Genomic DNA, 18948 nt, shown 5'->3' on the forward strand with positions numbered 1-18948 from the left:
GATTGGCGCGATGCGTGCCGAGGCGAAGCAGGTTCTCATAGTCGGAGGCGGCACGGCCGGTTGGCTGACCGCCGGCTACCTTGCCAGGACACTGGGTGCAGACCTGCCCGGCGGCGCCCGCATCACACTCGTCGAATCTCCGGAAATCGGCATCATCGGCGTGGGGGAAGGCACCTTCCCCACCATCAGGCGCACCCTCGCGCGGATCGGCGTCCCCGAAAAGGAACTGCTCCGCCGCTGCGAAGCGACATTCAAGCAAGGCGTGAAATTCGTCGACTGGCTGCACCCGGCGGGACAAGGCGCTCAGGCCAATTACCTCCACGGATTTCAGGAAGCGGACGACCGCAAGGGCGGGCCGGAGTATCTCCCCTACTGGCTGCTGGGCGAGGCCGGCGACACGCCTTGGGACGAGGCCAGCACCCCCCAGAAGCGCACGGTGGACGCCCTGCGCGGGCCTAAACTGGCGTCTCATCCCGAATATGCTGGCGTGATGAACTACGCATTCCATTTCGATGCCGGCGCTCTGGCAGAGCTACTGCGCGATCAAAGTGTCGCCAATGGCGTGCGGCACATATCCGACACCGTGGTGGAGGTTTTCTGCACCGAGGACGGCGCCATCTCCGGCGTCCTCACACAGAACCACGGCGTGCAGGAGGCTGACCTCTACATCGATTGCACCGGCTTTCGCGCGGAACTGATCGGCAAGGCGCTGGGCCAGAAGTGGAAAAGCTGCACGGACGTGCTGTTCTGCGACAGCGCGATCGCCGCACAAGTCCCTTATGGCGCGCCGGACACGCCGATCCAGTCCGCGACGCTGTCCACCGCCCGCGATGCGGGCTGGATCTGGGATATCGGTCTCCAGACGCGCCGCGGCACCGGCTACGTCTATTCCTCCGCCCACTGCGAGCCCGAGGAAGCGGAGCGCACCTTGCGCAGCTATCTCGGCGCACAAGGCGAGGTGGTCACGACACGCCGCTTGCGGTTCGACGCCGGCTACCGCGAAGTGAACTGGCACAAGAACTGCGTGGCCGTGGGCCTTTCCAGCGGCTTCTTCGAACCGCTGGAAGCTACCGGGATCGTCTTCTCGGAAATTGCCGCCGGCGCCATTGCCAACCTCTTCCCCTGGGCCGGCGACTATGAGACCTCCGCCCGTCAGTTCAACGCCATCATGCTGCAGCGGTACGAGCGCGCGCGGGACTTTCTGAAACTGCACTACAGCCTGACGAGGCGCGTCGACTCCGATTTCTGGATCGACAACGTGCGCCAGGAAACCATTCCGGACAGCCTTCTCGAACTGCTGGATAGGTGGCGCCATCGTCCTCCCAACGAAAAAGACTTCAATCCCAACATAGACGTGTTTCCGGCCACCAGCTGGCAATGCGTGTTGTACGGCATGGGCTGGAAAACGGACATGTCGGCCCAGGCCGGGGTCATGCGTCTTCGCGCCGAAGCGCGGGAGGCGTTCGAGCAGGTGCGACGGCAGAGCGGCTTCGCCGTGGAGAACCTGCCGGATAACCGTGCCCTTCTGCGCCAGTTGCTCGCGGAGCCGGCGGGATCGACGGTGCAGGCCTTTGCCGGCGCGGCGGGATAGGTTTGCATCCCCACATTGACCGGCGAAGGCCCATGCGGCGCCGCTGCGCCTGAAATTGTTTGCGCTACCATTCCGTTCGATAGCGGATCGGGATCTGCTGGAAGAGGATTTATGAAAGCCACTACCCTGTCACTCTCCGCTCTCGCCTGTGTTCTGGCAAGTCCGGCGCATGCCGAGGGGAACGGCCCCCAGCGCTCGGTTCGTATCGATGCCGCCGCAGACGCGGGGCCGGTCGACCGCTTTTTCGATCTCTCGGTCGGTTCCGACTACCCCGGCACGCTGAAGCGTTCCGATAGCCAGGCACAGCTGCAAGTGGTGTCGAAGGAACTCGGCTTTCGTTACATCCGCTTCCACGACATCTTACATGATGTGCTCGGCACCGTGCGCAAGGTGGACGGGCGGATCGTCTATGACTGGACCGAGATCGACGCGCTTTACGATGCGCTGCTGGCGAAGAACATCCGGCCATTCGTCGAACTGGGATGGACCCCGGCGGCGATGCGCACCTCGGACCTTCAGCTGTTCTACTGGAAGGGCAATACCTCGCACCCCGACCCGGCGATGTGGCGCGATCTGATCCGGACGTTCGTGACTCACATGCGCGAACGATATGGCGCTGACGAAGTGCGCAGTTGGTACTTCGAGCTGTGGAACGAGCCGAACCTGGACGGTTTCTGGGAAGGCGCCGACCAGCGCGCCTATCTTGACCTCTATCGCGATACCGCCAGAACCATCAAGGCGATCGACCCCCGGCTTCGGGTGGGCGGCCCTGCCACCGCAGGGGCGGCCTGGGTGCCCGAATTCCTCGACTACGCCCGGCAGAACCAGCTTCCCGTCGATTTCGTGACGACCCACAGCTACGGCGTCGAAGGCGGATTTCTGGACGAGCAGGGCAAGCAGGATACCAAACTTTCGCCCTCACCCGATGCCGTCATCGGCGATGTACGCCGTGTGCGTGCGCAGATCGAAGCCTCCGCCTTCCCCAGCATTCCGCTCTATTTCACCGAGTGGAGCACCAGCTACACCCCGCGCGACTTCGTGCATGACAGCTATATCAGCGCACCGTACATTCTCACCAAGCTCAAGAAATCGGCCGGCCTGGCCCAAGGCATGAGCTACTGGACCTACACCGACCTTTTCGAGGAACCCGGCCCGCCGCCCACCCCGTTCCACGGCGGCTTCGGGCTGATGAACCGCGAAGGCATCCGCAAGCCGGCCTGGTTCGCCTACAAGTACCTCCATGCCCTGCGCGGCCGCTCGATTCCGGTGGCCGACGAATATGCACTGGCATCGCGCAGCGGCAGGGCCATTGCCGCCGTGGTGTGGGATTGGCATCAGCCGGTCCAGGCACTCAGCAACAAGCCGTTCTACACCCGCCTGCAACCATCGCAGCCCAGCGAACCGGTGGAATTCCGCGTCGACCATCTCGCGCCCGGCAGATACCGGATCGTCACCCGCCGCACCGGCTACCGTCACAACGATCCGCTCTCGCGCTACATCGACATGGGCATGCCCGGCTCCATCGACGCCGCCCAGATCGCGCTGTTCCAGAAGGACACCGCCGATCTTCCGGAAACGGACAAAACCATCTCGGTCGGCCGTGACGGCACAGCGCGGATTGCCCTGCCCATGCAGACCAACGACGTCGTGCTGGTCACGATCAACCCCGCCTGAATCGCCATTTTCCGCGGCAGACCTCATTTCGCAACGACCAGGGAATTCTCGTGAGCTTCACGCGACGCACCATCTTCAAGGGCGCCCTCGCCGGCGCCGCGCTTCCCGCATTGCCGCACGCGCTTGCCGCCGGGGAAACCGCCCATGCCGCCCAGACTCCTCCGACATGGGGATCGGGAGCCGAAGGCCAGCGCAAGGCCGACCTCGGCAATGGAACCTATCGCAATCCGATCCTTTCGGGCGACCATCCCGATCCCACGATCCTGAAGGATGGGGACGTCTATTACATGACGTTCTCTTCCTTCGACTACTACCCCGGCCTGGTAATCTGGGAATCGCGCGACCTGGTGAACTGGTCGCCGATCGGCCCGGCGCTTCGCAACAACCTGGGCAGTGTCTGGGCGGTCGATCTGATCAGGCACAAGGGCCGTTACTTCATCTACCTGCCCGCCGCACCGGACGGCAAACCCTGGTCGATCTACGTGATCTGGGCGGATGACATTCGCGGGCCCTGGAGCGAACCCATCGATCTCGACATTCCCGGCTGCATCGATCCCGGGCACGTCGTGGGCGAGGACGGCAGGCGCTACCTTTTCACCAACGGCATTCGCAAGGTGCGCCTCACCGACGATGGCCTGGCCACCGACGGCCCCCTCGAGAAAGCCTACGATCCATGGCGCTATCCCGATGACTGGATCGTCGAGAACTTCGCGCCCGAAGGCCCCAAGCTCATGCGGCACAACGGCTGGTTCTACCTGGTCACCGCCATTGGCGGCACGGCCGGTCCGGTAACCGGACACATGGTCATCGTGGCACGGTCGCGGTCCGTTCATGGACCCTGGGAGCATTGCCCGCACAATCCGATCGTGCGCACGCAGAGCACGGCGGAGCCCTGGTGGTCGCGCGGCCATGCCACTTTGGTCGAAGGCCCGGCGGGCGACTGGTGGATGGTCTACCACGGCTACGAAAACGGCATGCGGACTCTCGGCCGGCAAACCCTGCTGGAGCCGATAGAATGGACGCCTGATGGCTGGTTCAGAGCAAAGGGCGGCGATCTGTCGCAGCCGCTGGCCAAACCAGCCGGCGGAAAGCTGTCGCCTTCCACGCTCGCGCTCTCGGACGATTTCTCGCAGGACCGCATGGGCCGGCAATGGACGTTCTTCGCGCCGACCGGCAACGAAACCCGCGCCGCCTATCGGGAAGGCGGCATGGTAATCACCGCCAGCGGCACGTCGCCCGATGACTCGCCGCCGCTGACCTGCATTGCCGGCGACCGTCGCTATCAGGCCGAAGTGACACTGGACCTGCTGGGGGAGGAGGCCGAGGCGGGCCTTTTGCTATTCTACAACCACAAGGCCTATGCCGGCCTGGGCTTCACATCCAAGGTGTTGAAGCTCTTCGAATATTCCCAGGAGCTGACCTGGGCCGGGATCGCCCAGAACGCGCGGAGCATCCGTTTGCGGGTGACCAGCGACGAGAACGTGGTCACCTGGCACTATTCGCACGACGAAGGCCGCACCTGGAAGCGCCACGATACGCGCATGGAAGTCTCCGGCCTCCATCACAACACCTTCGGCGGCTTCCTCAGCCTGCGCTTGGGGATCTACGTGGCGGGCAAAGGCTCCGCCCGACTGCGCGACTTCCGCTACCGCGCCAACAACGCGGTGGCATGACGGCAATCCATGGTGGCTGGGCCCTGTTCCTGATTTGCGCTTGATCGGCTGACGCGAGACGGCCGCGTCGCAGCTGTTGCGGAAATGCGATGCGCCGATCTCGCGCCCGCGTTCCGGGCCTCACGTCAGTCGGGCATCGTTTTCCGCGAAGAACTGCTTGCGTTCGAGCCGCGAGACCGAATCGCGGGCCACGGGTGCCTTGGCGCCGTTGAGCAAAGTGACGGTGCGATTGCGGCCGTCGGCCTCGACAGAGGCGATGGCGCCGCGGGCCATCCACCAGCTGCGATGGACTTGCTCGCCAGGGCAATCGTCCATCTCGCTGATGGCATCGCGAAGCCGCATGAAGACCAGCTCCGAGCCGCGAACGCCATGGACGCGGACGTAGTGGTCCTCGCTTTGCAAGGCGATGACGGGGCCATGGAAGCCGGGCGAAAGACGGCGGAGAAGGCGCGGCTCGGCCTTTTCATCGGGCGTCGAAATGCTCCCAGGTGCTGCCCGAGCGACGGGCGCGGGCTCGGGAGCCAAGGCGGCAGGCCGATCCTTCGGCGCGAGGGCCGCAGCCAGGTGCAGGTCCACGGCGCGCGCCCAGATGGCAACCCCCAGAACGCCGATCGCGCTCAGCATCGCGAAAGGCAGAATGCCGCCGAACCCGTCCAGCCCGTGGAAAAAGGCCCCGGCGCTCCAGGACCACAGCATGGCGAGCGGGAAGCTGGACAGGAACACGCCCGAATAGACCAGCATCCTCTTCGGCAGCGCGGTGGCATCGGCGATGCTGGTCCAGAGCAGGATCGAGGGGCGCACCAGCACGTAGGCGCCCATGAGGTGCATCCACCAGCGCCAGACCCGACCCATGAAGTCGGCCTCCAGATAGGTACCGAAGGGGCCGAGGAAACCGATTATCGCCGCGACGATTGCCATGGCCCAGAATTCGATCAGGATTCGCCGCAACCAGTTCACGCCAACTCTCCCTGCCTGCGACGCGCCAATTGGAAAACCGCCGTGTTTCTGCCGGCTTGGCGTCGTATCCCCCTGCGTAACGTAAAACCGATTGTCCGCCAATCGCCGCCTGTCACCTGAGCTTCGACAACGCCGCCGGCAAGTGGCTCGCGGCATCGCAGCACAGGATACTATCATGGTCACCGAACACTATCGCCCCCTTGTCCTTGCCGGAGCGCTTGCCGTCCTGGCGCATGTCGTCGCCTTCGCCGTGGCGCTTGCCTGAACAGCAACGATGATCGGCACATTCTTCACCGGCGAGCAGGCCCTGACGGTCTGGCTCTGGGCGTTCGTGGCGACCGGCGTGATCGCCGGGATCGTCAGCGGCTTCTTCAAGGCCCGGAAAATCCAGCCGCGCGGCTTCAAGTGGAAGATCCTGCGCAACGAGGCCATCGTGGCGGTGATCACGCTTGCAATCTCGGGCAAGATCATCGGCTCGGCCTCGGCCTGGCTCAAGACGCACGGCTGGATCACGTTCCAGAGCGGAGCAGCGCCCTGGTGGATGATCGCGCTGGAATTCGGCGCCTACTTCTTCCTGTTCGACACTTACTTCTACTGGCTCCACCGCTGGATGCACAAGGAGCCGGTCTATAGCTGGGTCCACAAGCTCCACCACAAGTCGACATCGCCGAACCTGCTGACCACCCTGTCGGTCAATCCGCTGGAATCGATGATCAACGGCGGCTTCGTCCCGCTGTTCCTGGCCGTCTTCACGGTCCACCCCGCCACAATGGCGCTGATCCTGCCGACCAATATCATCATGGGCCTCTACGTCCATTCGGGCTACGAATTCCTGCCGCGCTGGTGGAACCGCAATTGGGCCACGAAGTGGTTCATCACGGCCACCTTCCATGACCAGCACCACCGCTACTTCACGGGCAACTTCGGCGGCTACACCACGATCTGGGACCGCCTCTGCGGCACCATGCGCAAGAAGTACGAAGCCGATTTCGATGCGGTCAAGGCCCGCTCCGCTCGGCGCCCGGCCGCCCCCGCACTCGCGGAGCTGAGCGCCGAGCGCGCCGAAGCCTGACCGACCCAAAACCCACGCGAAAAGACACAACGATCGGCCGGAAAACGGCCACGAAGACGGGAGAGTGACAGATGAACGTTCGGGCAAGAACGAGCGCCATGGTCCTGGCGGCGGCTCTGGCGGCTACCCCGCTGCTGGCCGCACCGGCCGACACCGTCCGCGCCCGCGTGGACAACTACCGGGAACTCGGCGCCGCCTTCAAGGGTGTCAACGACGGCCTGCGCGGCAGCGAAGTGCAGACCGTGCTGATCGCGCAGTCCGTCCGGCAGATCCGCAATGCCTCGCGGGGGCAATACGAGTGGTTTCCGGCAGGATCCGGCCCGCAGTCCGGCGCCAAAACCCGCGCGAAGGCCGAGATCTGGTCCCAGCCCGCGAAGTTCAAGGGCGCGCAGGACGCTTTCGCGAAAGCCGCCGACGATCTGCAACGCGCCGTGACCGCGAAGGATGTGGCCGCAATCCGCCTCAGCGCGCAGAAGCTCGGCGGGACCTGCAAGGCCTGCCATGACGCCTTCCGCGCGCCCGAGCACTGAGATGCGGCTGGACACCGGCATGGCCCGGAACGCTTCCCTGGCCGCTCTTGCAGCGCTGGCGGGACTGGGCGCGGCATCGCTGCCCGCTTCGGCCCAGCCCGCGGATCTCCCGATCGCCGCGGCGGACGGATCCCCCTTCCCCCCGGGCGTGCGCGTCCGCAAGCTCGGAAACGCCAGCGTCTATACCGATGCGAAAGGCAAAGTGCTTTACGGCCTGGACATGCGCACGCTCCTGCGCTGGGCGCCTGATCCGGCCCGGTTCTGCGATGCGGATTGCGCGCAAAACTGGACGGCGCTGGCTGCCCCCACGGGCTCCACCGCGAACATCCGCTATCCCGCCGGCTTCGAGAAGACCGCCGATGACCGCTTCATGGACCCGCGCAAGGCCCCGGACTGGACCGTGATCGACGGAGCGCAGGGCAAGCAATGGGTCTACAAGGGCTGGCACCTCGTGTTCACGCGCGCCGGCGCGAAGGCGCGCCCTGCCGACGGGGATGGCGCCGACGGGAACGACGCCGACGCCGACGCCAACGAAAGGCGCTGGAACACGCTGAAATACGTGCCGCCGCCGCCGAAACCAGCCGCTCCCGGCGTCGTCACCACGGCCTTCGTCGACGGCGCCTATGCCTTTGCCGACCGGGAGGGCCGCGTGCTGTTCACGGGCAAGTGCGAGAGGGACTGCGCCTGGCGGCCGCTTCCGGCACCCATGGCGAGCAGCGGCCTCGGCGAATGGCAAGTCAGTCTCGCCGGTGACGCGCCCGAATGGACCTTCAAGGGCAAGCGCGTCTTCGTCGGCGCCGCCGGCGGTTCGGGCACTGTCCCGTCCGGAGGCCAGATACTGCGACCCTGACAACGACGACAAACGGGGAGAGGCAAATTGGACAGAGGAAAAACAGGGCTGGGCCTGATGTGCGGCGGGGCCGCCATTGGCGTGGCAGCGCTCATGGCGCTGACCGGCTCACTCTCGATGGAAGCCCCGGCGCGCGCCGAGGCGCCGCCGCGCGCGCTGCCCGCCCCGCCGCCGGGCGGGGTCATGGGCTTCGTGGTCCAGGACTTCGTGCCGCCGGTGATCCAGGGCATGGACGCCTGCCCCAAGGGCACCAGCCCCAAGGTTCGCGACATCTATCTGGCCTCGCTTCCCGCCGACGAACGGGCGCGGCTGGAGCGCAAGGAAAACGAACCCGAACTCACCAAACGCTGGCAGGCCACCGTGTTCGGCGCCGATGGCACCAACATCTGTTCGCAGCCCGACAAGTTCGACAGGCCGCTGCTCGCGACCGTGCAAAGCGCTGATGCGGGCGGGCTGGATCTGGACGGGGATGCGCCCGGCGAAAGCTGCTCGCACGAAGAGTTCACCGCCCCCGACGGGCGCACCGGGATCGACAACCAGGAATACCGCGTGATGGGCTGCACGCTCGAATGGCGCGGCAAGGACGGGATCGGCGGCGACCTCCTCACCGGCATGCGGCAGTTCCACGCCTCGGACGAGTGGACGCAGGTCATCCTCCTGCGCGGCGTCGACAGTCTGGAAAACGACGACGATGTGGAAGTGATCTACGCCAACACGCCCGATCGTCCGCAACTGGACAGTCACGGCAACTTCCTGCCCGGCTACAGCTTCACGATCTCCGACAAGCCGCCGCGCCATCGCAATGCCCTGCACGGCCACATCGTGGGCGGCGTGCTGGTCACGGATGCGCAGGACATCAAGCTGGCGCAGACCTGGGGCCAGGGCGGCGCCCGCGACATCCGGGGTGCGCGGACCGCCTACGATTTCCGGCATGCCAAGCTCAGGCTCGCCTTCCAGCCGGACGGATCGCTGCGCGGCCTTGTCGGTGGCTACCGGCCGGTATTCGACGTGATCCAGAGCCCCGCGATTGGCGGTGCCGGTGCGGCTCTGGCTGCCGGTATCGACTGCGCGGGCACCCTGGCGACCTTGCGCAAGTATGCCGATGGCATTCGCGATCCGAAAACCGGCGCATGCTCCGGCGTATCCAGCGCCATGAACCTCTACGCCGTCCCCGCCTTCATCAACGACGTGCCGGCTCCATCTGCCAGGATCGCGCCTGCCGGGACCGCACATGCCGGGAACAAGACCCTATGAGCCCGTTTCGCACCGTGCCGCTCGGCATCGCGGCGGTCACGCTCGTCGCCACGCTCTGGCTGGCAGGCACCGCATCGACTTCCGCGCCCGTCCATGCCGAGGCCAATGGCTCTCCGGCGCTGCTCACGGATCCCCAGGTGGTCGGAATGCGGCGCCTGACCGAGGCGCAATACCGCAACAGCATTGCCGACATCTTCGGCAGCGACATCCGCGTGGCGGGCCGGTTCGAGCCGATCGTGCGCCCCGCGCACCAGCTCATCGCCTCGGGCGCCCGCAGCTCGGCCATTACGCCGTCCGGACTGGAGCAGTTCGACGCCATGGCCCGTGAGATCGCCCGGCAGGTCTTCGACGAAGAGCACCGCGCGCAGTTCACCGCCTGTGTCCCGGCCGATCCCGCGGGCGCCGATGCGTCATGCGCGGGCCGCACCTTGGCGCCGCTCGGCCGCCTGCTGTTCCGCCGCCCCCTCAGCGAACAGGAACTGGCGCTTTACGTCCGCATCGCCGGGGAAGGTGCCGGTCCCACCAGGTCCTTCGCGAAAGGGCTGGAACTGGCGCTGGGCGCGATGCTCGTCTCGCCCTTGTTCCTCTACGTGGTGGAGACGGCCCAGCCCGATCCCGTGCGCCCCGGCGTGATGCGTCTGGACGACAATTCTCGCGCCGCCCGGCTCAGTTTCATGCTGTGGAATTCGGCGCCGAATGCCGCCCTGCTCGATGCGGCGGCCGCGGGCAGGCTGACCGATCAGCCGCAGCTTGCCGCCACCGTCCGCCGGATGGTCGCCTCGCCCCGCTTCGAGCAGGGTTTGCGGGCCTTCTTCTCGGACATGCTGCTGTTCGAGAAGTTCGACGAGCTGGCCAAGGACCCGGTGATCTATCCCTATTTCAACCAGGACGTGCTCCAGGCCCTGCCCGAGCAGATGCTGCGCACGATCACCACGCAATTGCTGGACGGCGACGGCGATTACCGGGAGCTGTTCACCACCCGCAAGACCTGGATGAACCGGGCGCTGGGCGCGCTCTACCGGGTGCCGGTCAGCCAGTCTCAGGGCTGGGTGCCTTACGAATTCACGGCCGAATCCGATCGTTCGGGATTGCTGGGCCTCGCCGGGTTCCTGGCTATGTATTCCCATTCCGGACGCAGCTCTCCGACATTGCGAGGCCGGGCGATCCGCGAACTCCTGCTCTGCCAGCCGGTGCCCAATCCCCCCGGAAACGTGAACTTCACCGCCGTGCAGGACACGGGCAACAAGGCGATGCCCACGGCCCGCATCCGCCTGGATGCCCATACCACCGATCCGGTCTGCGCCGGGTGCCACAAGATCACCGACCCCATCGGCCTCCCGCTGGAACGCTTCGACGGGATCGGCGGCTTCCGCACGTTCGAGAACGAGGCTGCGATCGACGTCTCGGGCGAAATGGACGACACCCGCTTCACCGGCGGCGACGGGCTGGGCAAGGCCATTGCCGCGAGCAAGGACGCCACGCTCTGCGTCACGTCTCGCGCACTCGAATATGCGACCGGGCGCCCCAGCGAGGACGGCGAACTGATCGAACGGCTCGAAGGCGGCTTTGCGGCCCAGGGCTACCGGTTGCGCCAGTTGATCGAGACGATCGCGAGCCTGCCGCAGACTTACGAAGTCCCCACCGAAAGCATCAAGGCCGGCACCACCCTGGTGGCGACGCGGCGCTAGAGAGGAAACCATCCATGGCATTCGACATCTCGCGGCGCCTGGCGCTGAAAGGCATGATGAACGGCGCCGCCATCACGGTGGGCGTACCGCTGCTGGACATCTTCCTGGACGGTAACGGCGTGGCGATGGCTGCGACCGGCGCTCCCGTGCCGGTCCGGTTCGGCACCTGGTTCTGGGGGCTGGGCGTCAACCCCAGCCGCTGGTTCCCGGACAATCCCGGACCCGGCTACGACCTCAAGCCGGAACTGGAAGTGATCAAGGACCATGCCCACAAGATCAATATCCTGGGCAACTTCAACGTCATGCTCGACGGCGCCCCCAACCTACCCCACACGTCCGGAGGCCCCGCGATCCGCACCGGCCGCGCCCTCACGGCCGAGGGCGGCCTGCCGGGCGAGAGTTTCGACGTCACCATCGGCGACCGCATCGGCACCCGCACCCGGTTCCGCAGTCTCGAAACATCTGCATCCGGCGATCCCCGCAACTCGCTGAGCGGGCGCGGCGGCGGCAATCTCAATCCATCCGAAGGCTCTGCGGCCGGGCTGTACAAGCGCCTGTTCGGCACCGGCTTCAAGGATCCGAACAGCGCCGATTTCACGCCCGACCCCGAAGTCATGGCGCGGCGCAGCGTGCTCTCCGCCGTCACCGATCAGCGCAAGGCGCTGGAGGGCGCGGTGGGCGCGGCCGACCGGCAGAAGCTGGACCAGTACTTCACCTCGGTGCGCCAGCTCGAAAACCAGCTCGATGTCGAACTCACCCGGCCGCAGCCCCTCCAGGCCTGCCTGGTGCCGCAGCCTGTCGCCGACCGCGCGATCAATGCCGAGATCGAGAACGTCGTCGCCAACCATGCGCTGATGACCGATCTGCTCGTCATGGCACTGGCCTGCGACCAGACCCGGGTGTTCAACATGATGTTCAACAACGGCGCCTCCTCGCTCACGCGGATCGGCAGCACGATCACGCACCACCAGCTCACCCATGAGGAAGCGCTCGACAACCGGCTCGGCTACCAGCCCGAGGCGACCTACTTCCTCAACCGCATTTTCGAAGCCTGGACCTACTTCGTCGCCGCGCTCGACAAAGTGCAGGAGGGCGACCGGACCTTGCTCGACAATACGCTGGTCTTCGCCCACTCCGAGACCGAATTCGCCAAGTTCCACACGATCGACAACATTCCCATGATGACCGCCGGCAGCGCCGGAGGGCGAATCAAGACCGGCATCTATGTCGACGGGTTGGGCACGCCGATCAGCCGCGTGGGCCTGACGCTCCAGCAGGTCATGGGTGTACCCATCGACAAATGGGGCGCGAAGAGCATGGAGACCGGGAAGTCGATCGGGGAACTGGTCGCATGAAGGTGCGTGCATGGCTGGCGGCACTGGCCGCGATCCCGCTGCTGCCCGTCCCGGCCGCGGCCGAGGGACAGGCTGCGCCCCGGGAGGCCCGCGCGCGCCTGGTCGGCACGGTGCTCAAGTCCGCCTCGATCGACCGGGAACTCGCGTTCTACCGGACGGCCTTCGGCATGACGCTGGCCATGACGCTCGATCACGGCCAGCGCCGCGAATACATGCTGCGGTTTTCCGCCGATCCGGGCGAGGCCGGGCTGATCCTTGTCCACGACAGCGCGCCCGGCGCCCCGGCAAGGCTCACGCATGGTGACGCCTTCGATCGCATCGTCCTGCGTGTCACGGACATGGACGGCCTGCTGGCCCGTCTCGACGCCGCCGGGATCGCGCATCCCCCGGCTCGCGAAGTCGCTCAGGGCTACCGCGTCCTGCAGCTTGAGGACCCCGAAGGCTATTCCCTCGAAGTGATCCAGAGCACGCGCGCCGCAGGAGCACCGCGATGAGCATTTCGCGCAGACAGATCCTCGCGCAGGCCTGCGGGCTCGGCATGGCGCTGGGCGGCAGCGCATTCGGGGGCCGCCTGAATGCCCAGGCGAATGACGCGGCCGCCAGGCCCGCCTGCTACGACCCGGCCGCGCTGCCCTATATGCAGAAGAGCCGAAGGCGGGCGCTCGGCTATGTCGACGCCTCGACGAACCCCGCCCGGCGCTGCGGCCTCTGCGCGTTCTTCACCGGCACGTCGGCCGCCTGCGGGAATTGCCAGATGCTGTCCGGTGGCCCCGTGGCGGCCGGCGGCCTGTGCCAATCCTTCGCGCCGAAACCCGCCAAGTGAGCGCGGCGGCCGGCATCCGGGTGTGGGACCTGCCGACCCGCCTCTTCCACTGGCTGCTCGTGCTGCTGTTCGCGTTCTCCTGGTGGAGCGCGGAGAATCGCCACATGGACTGGCACTATCTCTCCGGGATCACCCTGCTCGGCCTCCTGGCGTTTCGGCTGCTGTGGGGGCTGTTCGGATCGAGCACCGCGCGGCTGGCCGCGCTGTTCGCTTCCCCGCGCGCCGTCGGAAGGTATCTCGGCGGGCAAGGCACGCCCCGGGCGGGGCATAACCCGCTCGGCGGTTACAGCGTGCTCGCCATGCTTGCCTTCCTGTCCCTTCAAGTGGGTACCGGCCTCTTCGCCACCGATGTCGACGGTCTGGACTCCGGGCCGCTGTCCTTCCTGGTGTCGTTCGATCAGGGCCGTCTCGCCGCCGAGATCCATGCCTTCAGTTTCGACGCATTGCTGGTCCTGATCGGGCTTCATCTGGCGGCGATCGCCTTCTACGCCCTGTTCCGCCGGCGCAATCTGCTTGTCCCGATGCTGACCGGGCGCGATCGCGGCGCTGGAGCGGAAATCGTTCCCATGAAACCGGCCCGGTTCGGCGCTTTCGTCATCGCCGCCGGACTGGCCGCCCTCCTGGCCTGGCAGGCGAGCAAGGGCTTCGGGCTCTAGGCGTCCACCACCGATCCGGCAGGCCTCAGCCCGTTCGACGCTTCACCCCATGCGCGCGAGACCTTGCCGATCAATTCGCAAGGCCCGGGAACGAGGCGGCCCCACGGTTCGTATAGTTGGTTCATGACCATGGACCGCCACTCGATATGACATTGGAAAAGAAAGTGCTTTTGGTCGAGGACGAGGCGCTGATCCGCGTGATCGGCACTGACGCGCTCGAAGAAGCCGGGTACGACGTCCTGGAAGCAGGCAGCGCCGACGAGGCGCTCGAGATCCTGGAAGCCTACAGCGAGGTCCTGGTACTGTTCACGGATATCCGCATGCCGGGAAGCCTGAACGGACTGGAACTGGCCCGCATCGTCCACGAGCGATGGCCCAAGATGAAGCTCCTGCTGACTTCCGGCGACACCTGGCCGTCGGAAAATGAAATCCCCGACGACGGCCGCTTCCTTCCCAAGCCCTATTCCGTCGAAACGCTGCGCCGTGAAATCGACGAGATGACCAGAAACTGCAGCCCGACGACTTAGGAGAGCGCTGAAGGCGCGCGCTTCCCGACCCCGGCGTCGGACAAGGCCAAGGACAGTTCTTCCACCGAATATGGCTTGTGAAGCAACCCGAAACCGTGCTGGTTGTTATTGGCAAGAACGTGGCTGTACCCGCTGGTGAGCACGACGGTAACGCCGGGCCACCGGTCCCGGACGCGCTGCCCCAACTCCACCCCGTCGATGCCCGGCATCACGACATCGGAAAAACACGGCGTCGATTCGCTCGCTCGCCGTCTCCAGGATGGCGATGGCCGAAGCGGCATCGTTGGCGACGAGGGTCTCGTATCCCAGGTCCCGAAGCAGGTCCGACGCGAACTCGCCCACTTGCTCGTTGTCTTCGACAATGAGAATCCGGCCTTCCGCAAGCCATGATCCCTGCTCGGCATCGTCCCCCTGCGACGAAGCCGGGGCCTCGACTTGCGGCAGGTACATGATGAAAGTGGAGCCCTGCCCCAGCATGCTCCGGACCTCGATCTCGCCGCCCGATTGCTTGGTGAACCCATAGACCTGGCTCAGCCCCAGGCCGGTTCCCTTGCCCACCGCCTTGGTGGTGAAGAACGGCTCGAAGATGCTGTCGATCTGATCGAGGGCAATTCCCGAACCCTCGTCAGTGACCGAAATGCGCACGAAAGATCCCCGCGGATCCGTCATGCCCTGCATCGGCAGCACGCCGTCGAACGTGTCGATCTCCACGACCAGGCGCCCTTCGCCGTTCATCGCGTCGCGCGCATTGACGGCCATGTTCACGAAGGCCGTCTCGAACTGGCTGGCGTCCACTTCCACGAAACAGGGCGAGCGCAAGGACGTGACGTCCACCGACACCCGCGAGCCGACCACCGTGCGCAACATATCCGAAATGGCGCCGATCTTGTCGCCGACCTCGAACACTTCAGGCGTCAGCGCCTGGCGGCGCGCGAAAGCCAGCAGTTGGCCAGTGAGCTTGGCGGCCCTGTCCGCGGTGTCCGAAATCGCCTTCACGTATTTCTGGCGCTTTTCCGGCGTCAGCTCGCGGCGGCTGAGCAGATCGGCAGAGGAGCGGATGATCGTCAGCAGATTGTTGAAATCGTGCGCCACGCCGCCCGTCAACTGGCCGATCGCATCCATCTTCTGCATGTGCCGAAGCTGGCTTTCGGATTCCGCCAGCTCCCGCGTCCGGGCCTCCACCCGCTCTTCCAGAGTCTCGTTGAGCTGGCGCAGGGCGATCTGGACCTGGTCCTGCTGCTGCTCGGCCGCGCGCAGCGCCGCGCACGTATCGCGAAGCTCCGCCTCGCGGGCGCGCAGCGCTTCTTCGGCAATCGTGCGTTCCAGCAGGTCGGCCGCCTGCCGGGCGAGAATGTCCAGGAGCCTGAGGTCGCGCTCGGACGGGCGATGGGGCTTCGTCCAGTGAGTCGAGATCATCCCGAGCAGCGTGCCCGAACGCGACAGGAGCGGCGTGGTCTGCGCCGAGCGGATACCGGCACGGCGGAAAGCCATGAGGTCATCCGTGCCGGCGATCTCGCTCCATTCCTCGAAATCGGGAATGATGGCCCTCTGCCCGAACCGCAGCGCCATCGTGCAACTGCTCAGCGCGCTCGGACTGACCCATTGCCAGAAGGTGATCGCCTCTTCTGGCAAGCCGCGGTGGCACAGCAATTGCAGTTTTCCGCCGTTGCCCGAAGGGTCGCCGTAAGGGCACAGCAGTTGCATGGTCCCGAACTGCGAGCCGGTGATGGCCACCGCAGCATCCACGATCTTGCCGTAGAGTTCGACCAGGTCATGCTCGGCTATCAGCTCGACGCTGATCCGCTGGAGCAGGTCGATGTCCGACAGATCGGCGTTTTCCTCGGCCGGCGCCGACAGGGGGGAGCGGAGCAGATCGGTCATTTTCTCGGCACTCAAGAGCGTTCCCGCGCGATGGCGTGGCAGATCGATGCTAGAACCATATGCCCCGGAAGTCTGTCCACTTCTGCCCATAAGCGACGGACCGGATGGAAGTTTCCTGATGGCCGGCCACCGCACGATTTTCGTCGCAGGGCGGGGAAGGCAGACCGCGCGGGAATTCGGCCTTCGGGAGGCCGCTCTGCCCGAAAGATCCACCCTCGTCGTAAAAAATGCTGCGGGTATCGGCTCCCCGATGGCCTGCCGGATAATTCGGTGCTATGGGCCGGCGGATCAGGGATTCCGGTCCCAAGAGGTGCTCCGGATATAAAGTGCGCCTTTGATACCATTAATACAATCAATGAAGGCGATTTCCGTGTTCATAACGGCAAAACGCTCGATTTGGGGACAGGTTTTTCAGAACGCCCAAAAGCGCAAATTGGCATTTTTGAATTTCAGAGTATGGGTTACTAGAATAGTTCGCTTAGATTTTGATTTTCAATGCCCCTTGCATCTTACGATCAGTCCCCGGCCATCGTGTTCCCGACAGGGAAACCGCGTATTCAAAGCTGATTGTTCTTCCGTCCGGCGTGCCGCGTTCAAGCGCACGGGCGAATTCTCACCGAACGCAGTGAAGGTACGTATTTAGTCATGTCGTTTGACAGAGGAAATCGCGGTAACGGTCGCGACAGGTTCGGCGGTGGTAACGACCGTTTCGGTGGTGGCAACGACCGTTTCGGCGGAAACGATCGCTTCGGCGGCGGTAATGATCGCTTCGGCGGTGGAAACGACCGCTTCGGCGGCGGCGGACAGCGCGGCGGCGGCTTCGGCGGTCCGCGCGGCGGCGGCGCACCTGCACAGGTAATCGGCCAGGGCAGCGGCGTGGTGAAGTTCTTCAACACGGATAAGGGCTTCGGCTTCATCCAGCGCGACGAAGGCGGCGACGACGCTTTCGTGCACATCAGTGCCGTGCAGGACGCCGGCCTGACGACGCTCGCCGAAGGCCAGACGCTGGAATTCCAGCTGGTGGAACGCGGCGGCAAGGTCTCCGCAACCAATCTCTCGATCGTGGGCGAAGTGATCACCGCCTCGCGCCGCGAATCGGCACCGGCCCAGCGCCAGTCGACCGGTGAACGCGCCAGCGGCACGGTCAAGTTCTTCAATGCTGCCAAGGGCTTCGGCTTCGTCAGCCGCGAAGATGGCCAGCCCGACGCATTCGTGCACATCAGTGCCGTTGAGCGTTCGGGCCTGTCGGGCCTGCACGAAGGCGATCAGCTCGAGTTCGAAATCGAGATCGATCGTCGCGGCAAGTCCTCGGCCGTCAATCTGGTCCTTCGCTGAGTTGCAGGCCTTGGCCCGTTTTACGGGCCAAGGCCTTGACAGCACGTCGAATATTGACTGGACCCGCTTCTGCCTGGTTTGACCGAGGAGACTCGGCAACCAGGCGAACGGTTGTAGGTGCATCGCTGCGTTATTATCTGTAGCCTGCCGGCTTCAGGTAATGACCCCTGTAGCGCGACAGCCCCATGGCGTTTTGCAGGCATGTCAGGCAAGGCATTTACAGACCCCTGTGTCTGTCCTGGCGGAGCAACCGCCACGGATGGGACATATGGGATATAAGGCGAACGAATGAGTAACGAAGATTTTGGCGCGGAGAACGACGCTCCGCTGATCGATTCCAGCCGAGGCTCGGTCGAGCGATTGATCGCGCGCGCCAAGCGCCTTGGGGTCATTTCGGTCAGCGAGTTGAACGCTGCCCTGCCCCAGGACGAGATGTCTTCCGAGCAGATCGAAGACGTCATGGCCGCCATCTCGGAGATGGGGGTCAAGATCGTCGAGAACGAAGACGATGATGATTCGTCCGATTCGGAGGCGGATCAGGAAGCCGACGACGATCGCGACGGCGACGGCGCGTTTGCAGAAAGCGGCGAAGGCACCCGCCGCCGCACCGCCGACAGCAAGAGCACCGAATCGCTCGGCCGCAGCGACGACCCCGTACGCCTCTACTTGCGCGAAATGGGCGCCGCGGAAATGCTCAGCCGCGAAGGCGAAGCTGCGATTTCCAAGCGGATCGAAGCCGGCCGCGACATGATGATCCTGGGCCTCTGCGAGAGCCCGATCACGTTCCACGCCATCATCCAGTGGTCCGAAGCGCTCAACAACGGCGAGATGCAGCTGCGCGAGATCCTCGATCTCGACGCCATGCTCTCGAAGGAGCCCGCGCCGGAAAGCCTGTCCGAGGACGGTGAAGGCGACGACGACGGCGAGATCAGCGAAAAGACCGCCGGACCCTCGTTCAAGGACGAGGACGAAGTCGAGGAAGAGTCCGGCGACGAAGTCGACGAGGACGGCAACCCGATCCCCAAGCGCGAAGCCGAGGAAGAGGAAGAGGACAACACCCTCAGCCTCGCCCAGATGGAAGC

General features: G+C 65.3%; 17 protein-coding genes. 15 read left to right on the forward strand and 2 right to left on the reverse strand.

Annotated elements, in window-relative coordinates; all coding sequences use genetic code 11:
• The first annotated feature begins 10 nt into the window (after positions 1-10).
• From AB4Z00_RS24115 to AB4Z00_RS24125, 3 genes are all read left to right on the forward strand, one after another.
• Positions 11-1591: a tryptophan halogenase family protein gene (locus AB4Z00_RS24115; protein WP_442047533.1), complete on the forward strand. Its 1581-nt coding sequence runs from the start codon at positions 11-13 to the stop codon at positions 1589-1591.
• A 111-nt stretch (positions 1592-1702) separates the two neighbouring features.
• On the forward strand, positions 1703-3265 hold the full coding sequence (locus AB4Z00_RS24120) for a GH39 family glycosyl hydrolase (RefSeq protein WP_442047534.1): 1563 nt from the start codon (positions 1703-1705) through the stop codon (positions 3263-3265).
• 50 nt (positions 3266-3315) lie between these two features.
• A complete protein-coding gene (locus tag AB4Z00_RS24125; RefSeq protein WP_442047535.1) occupies positions 3316-4938 on the forward strand; it encodes a family 43 glycosylhydrolase in 1623 nt (540 codons plus the stop codon).
• Between the two features lie 120 nt (positions 4939-5058).
• Here AB4Z00_RS24125 and AB4Z00_RS24130 read toward each other — a convergent pair whose 3' ends face one another.
• On the reverse strand, positions 5059-5895 hold the full coding sequence (locus AB4Z00_RS24130) for a LytTR family DNA-binding domain-containing protein (protein ID WP_442047536.1): 837 nt from the start codon (positions 5893-5895) through the stop codon (positions 5059-5061).
• Positions 5896-6169: 274 nt separating this feature from the next.
• On the opposite strand from AB4Z00_RS24130, the gene AB4Z00_RS24135 reads away from it, so the two are divergent.
• The 10 genes from AB4Z00_RS24135 (at position 6170) to AB4Z00_RS24180 (ending at position 14650) form a co-directional block, all read left to right on the forward strand.
• Positions 6170-6967: a sterol desaturase family protein gene (locus AB4Z00_RS24135; RefSeq protein ID WP_442047537.1), complete on the forward strand. Its 798-nt coding sequence runs from the start codon at positions 6170-6172 to the stop codon at positions 6965-6967.
• A 71-nt stretch (positions 6968-7038) separates the two neighbouring features.
• On the forward strand, positions 7039-7497 hold the full coding sequence (locus tag AB4Z00_RS24140; RefSeq protein WP_132267121.1) for a c-type cytochrome: 459 nt from the start codon (positions 7039-7041) through the stop codon (positions 7495-7497).
• Positions 7498-7516: 19 nt separating this feature from the next.
• A complete protein-coding gene (locus AB4Z00_RS24145) occupies positions 7517-8347 on the forward strand; it encodes a hypothetical protein (protein WP_442047538.1) in 831 nt (276 codons plus the stop codon).
• Between the two features lie 27 nt (positions 8348-8374).
• Positions 8375-9601 carry a hypothetical protein gene (locus AB4Z00_RS24150; protein ID WP_442047539.1) on the forward strand — a complete coding sequence of 409 codons (1227 nt, stop codon included), beginning with the start codon at positions 8375-8377 and terminating at the stop codon, positions 9599-9601.
• Positions 9598-11289 (forward strand): DUF1592 domain-containing protein, encoded by a 1692-nt coding sequence (locus AB4Z00_RS24155; RefSeq protein WP_442047540.1) that lies wholly within the window; start codon positions 9598-9600, stop codon positions 11287-11289. Before AB4Z00_RS24150 ends, AB4Z00_RS24155 begins: the two co-directional genes overlap by 4 nt.
• A gap of 14 nt (positions 11290-11303) precedes the next feature.
• Positions 11304-12644 carry a DUF1552 domain-containing protein gene (locus AB4Z00_RS24160; RefSeq protein ID WP_442047541.1) on the forward strand — a complete coding sequence of 447 codons (1341 nt, stop codon included), beginning with the start codon at positions 11304-11306 and terminating at the stop codon, positions 12642-12644.
• Positions 12641-13138 (forward strand): VOC family protein, encoded by a 498-nt coding sequence (locus AB4Z00_RS24165; protein WP_442047542.1) that lies wholly within the window; start codon positions 12641-12643, stop codon positions 13136-13138. Before AB4Z00_RS24160 ends, AB4Z00_RS24165 begins: the two co-directional genes overlap by 4 nt.
• The gene (locus AB4Z00_RS24170) at positions 13135-13467 is read left to right on the forward strand and encodes a high-potential iron-sulfur protein (RefSeq protein ID WP_442047543.1); all 333 of its coding nucleotides are present in this window, start codon (positions 13135-13137) and stop codon (positions 13465-13467) included. The genes AB4Z00_RS24165 and AB4Z00_RS24170 overlap by 4 nt, the downstream gene beginning before the upstream one ends.
• On the forward strand, positions 13464-14123 hold the full coding sequence (locus tag AB4Z00_RS24175) for a cytochrome b/b6 domain-containing protein (protein ID WP_442047544.1): 660 nt from the start codon (positions 13464-13466) through the stop codon (positions 14121-14123). The genes AB4Z00_RS24170 and AB4Z00_RS24175 overlap by 4 nt, the downstream gene beginning before the upstream one ends.
• Positions 14124-14269: 146 nt before the next feature.
• Positions 14270-14650, forward strand: a complete 381-nt coding sequence (locus AB4Z00_RS24180) for a response regulator (protein ID WP_442047545.1) — start codon at positions 14270-14272, stop codon at positions 14648-14650.
• A gap of 105 nt (positions 14651-14755) precedes the next feature.
• On the opposite strand, the gene AB4Z00_RS24185 is transcribed toward AB4Z00_RS24180, so the two are convergent.
• Positions 14756-16531, reverse strand: coding sequence for an ATP-binding protein (locus AB4Z00_RS24185; protein WP_442047546.1), 1776 nt, complete (start codon positions 16529-16531; stop codon positions 14756-14758).
• A gap of 645 nt (positions 16532-17176) precedes the next feature.
• On the opposite strand from AB4Z00_RS24185, the gene AB4Z00_RS24190 reads away from it, so the two are divergent.
• Positions 17177-17866, forward strand: coding sequence for a cold-shock protein (locus AB4Z00_RS24190; protein ID WP_132267139.1), 690 nt, complete (start codon positions 17177-17179; stop codon positions 17864-17866).
• 288 nt (positions 17867-18154) lie between these two features.
• A partial coding sequence (locus tag AB4Z00_RS24195) for an RNA polymerase sigma factor region1.1 domain-containing protein (RefSeq protein WP_442047547.1) occupies positions 18155-18948 on the forward strand: 794 nt, incomplete at its 3' end.

Origin of the sequence: Novosphingobium sp. YAF33 (genome assembly GCF_052113265.1) — a bacterium.
Lineage (GTDB): Bacteria > Pseudomonadota > Alphaproteobacteria > Sphingomonadales > Sphingomonadaceae > Novosphingobium.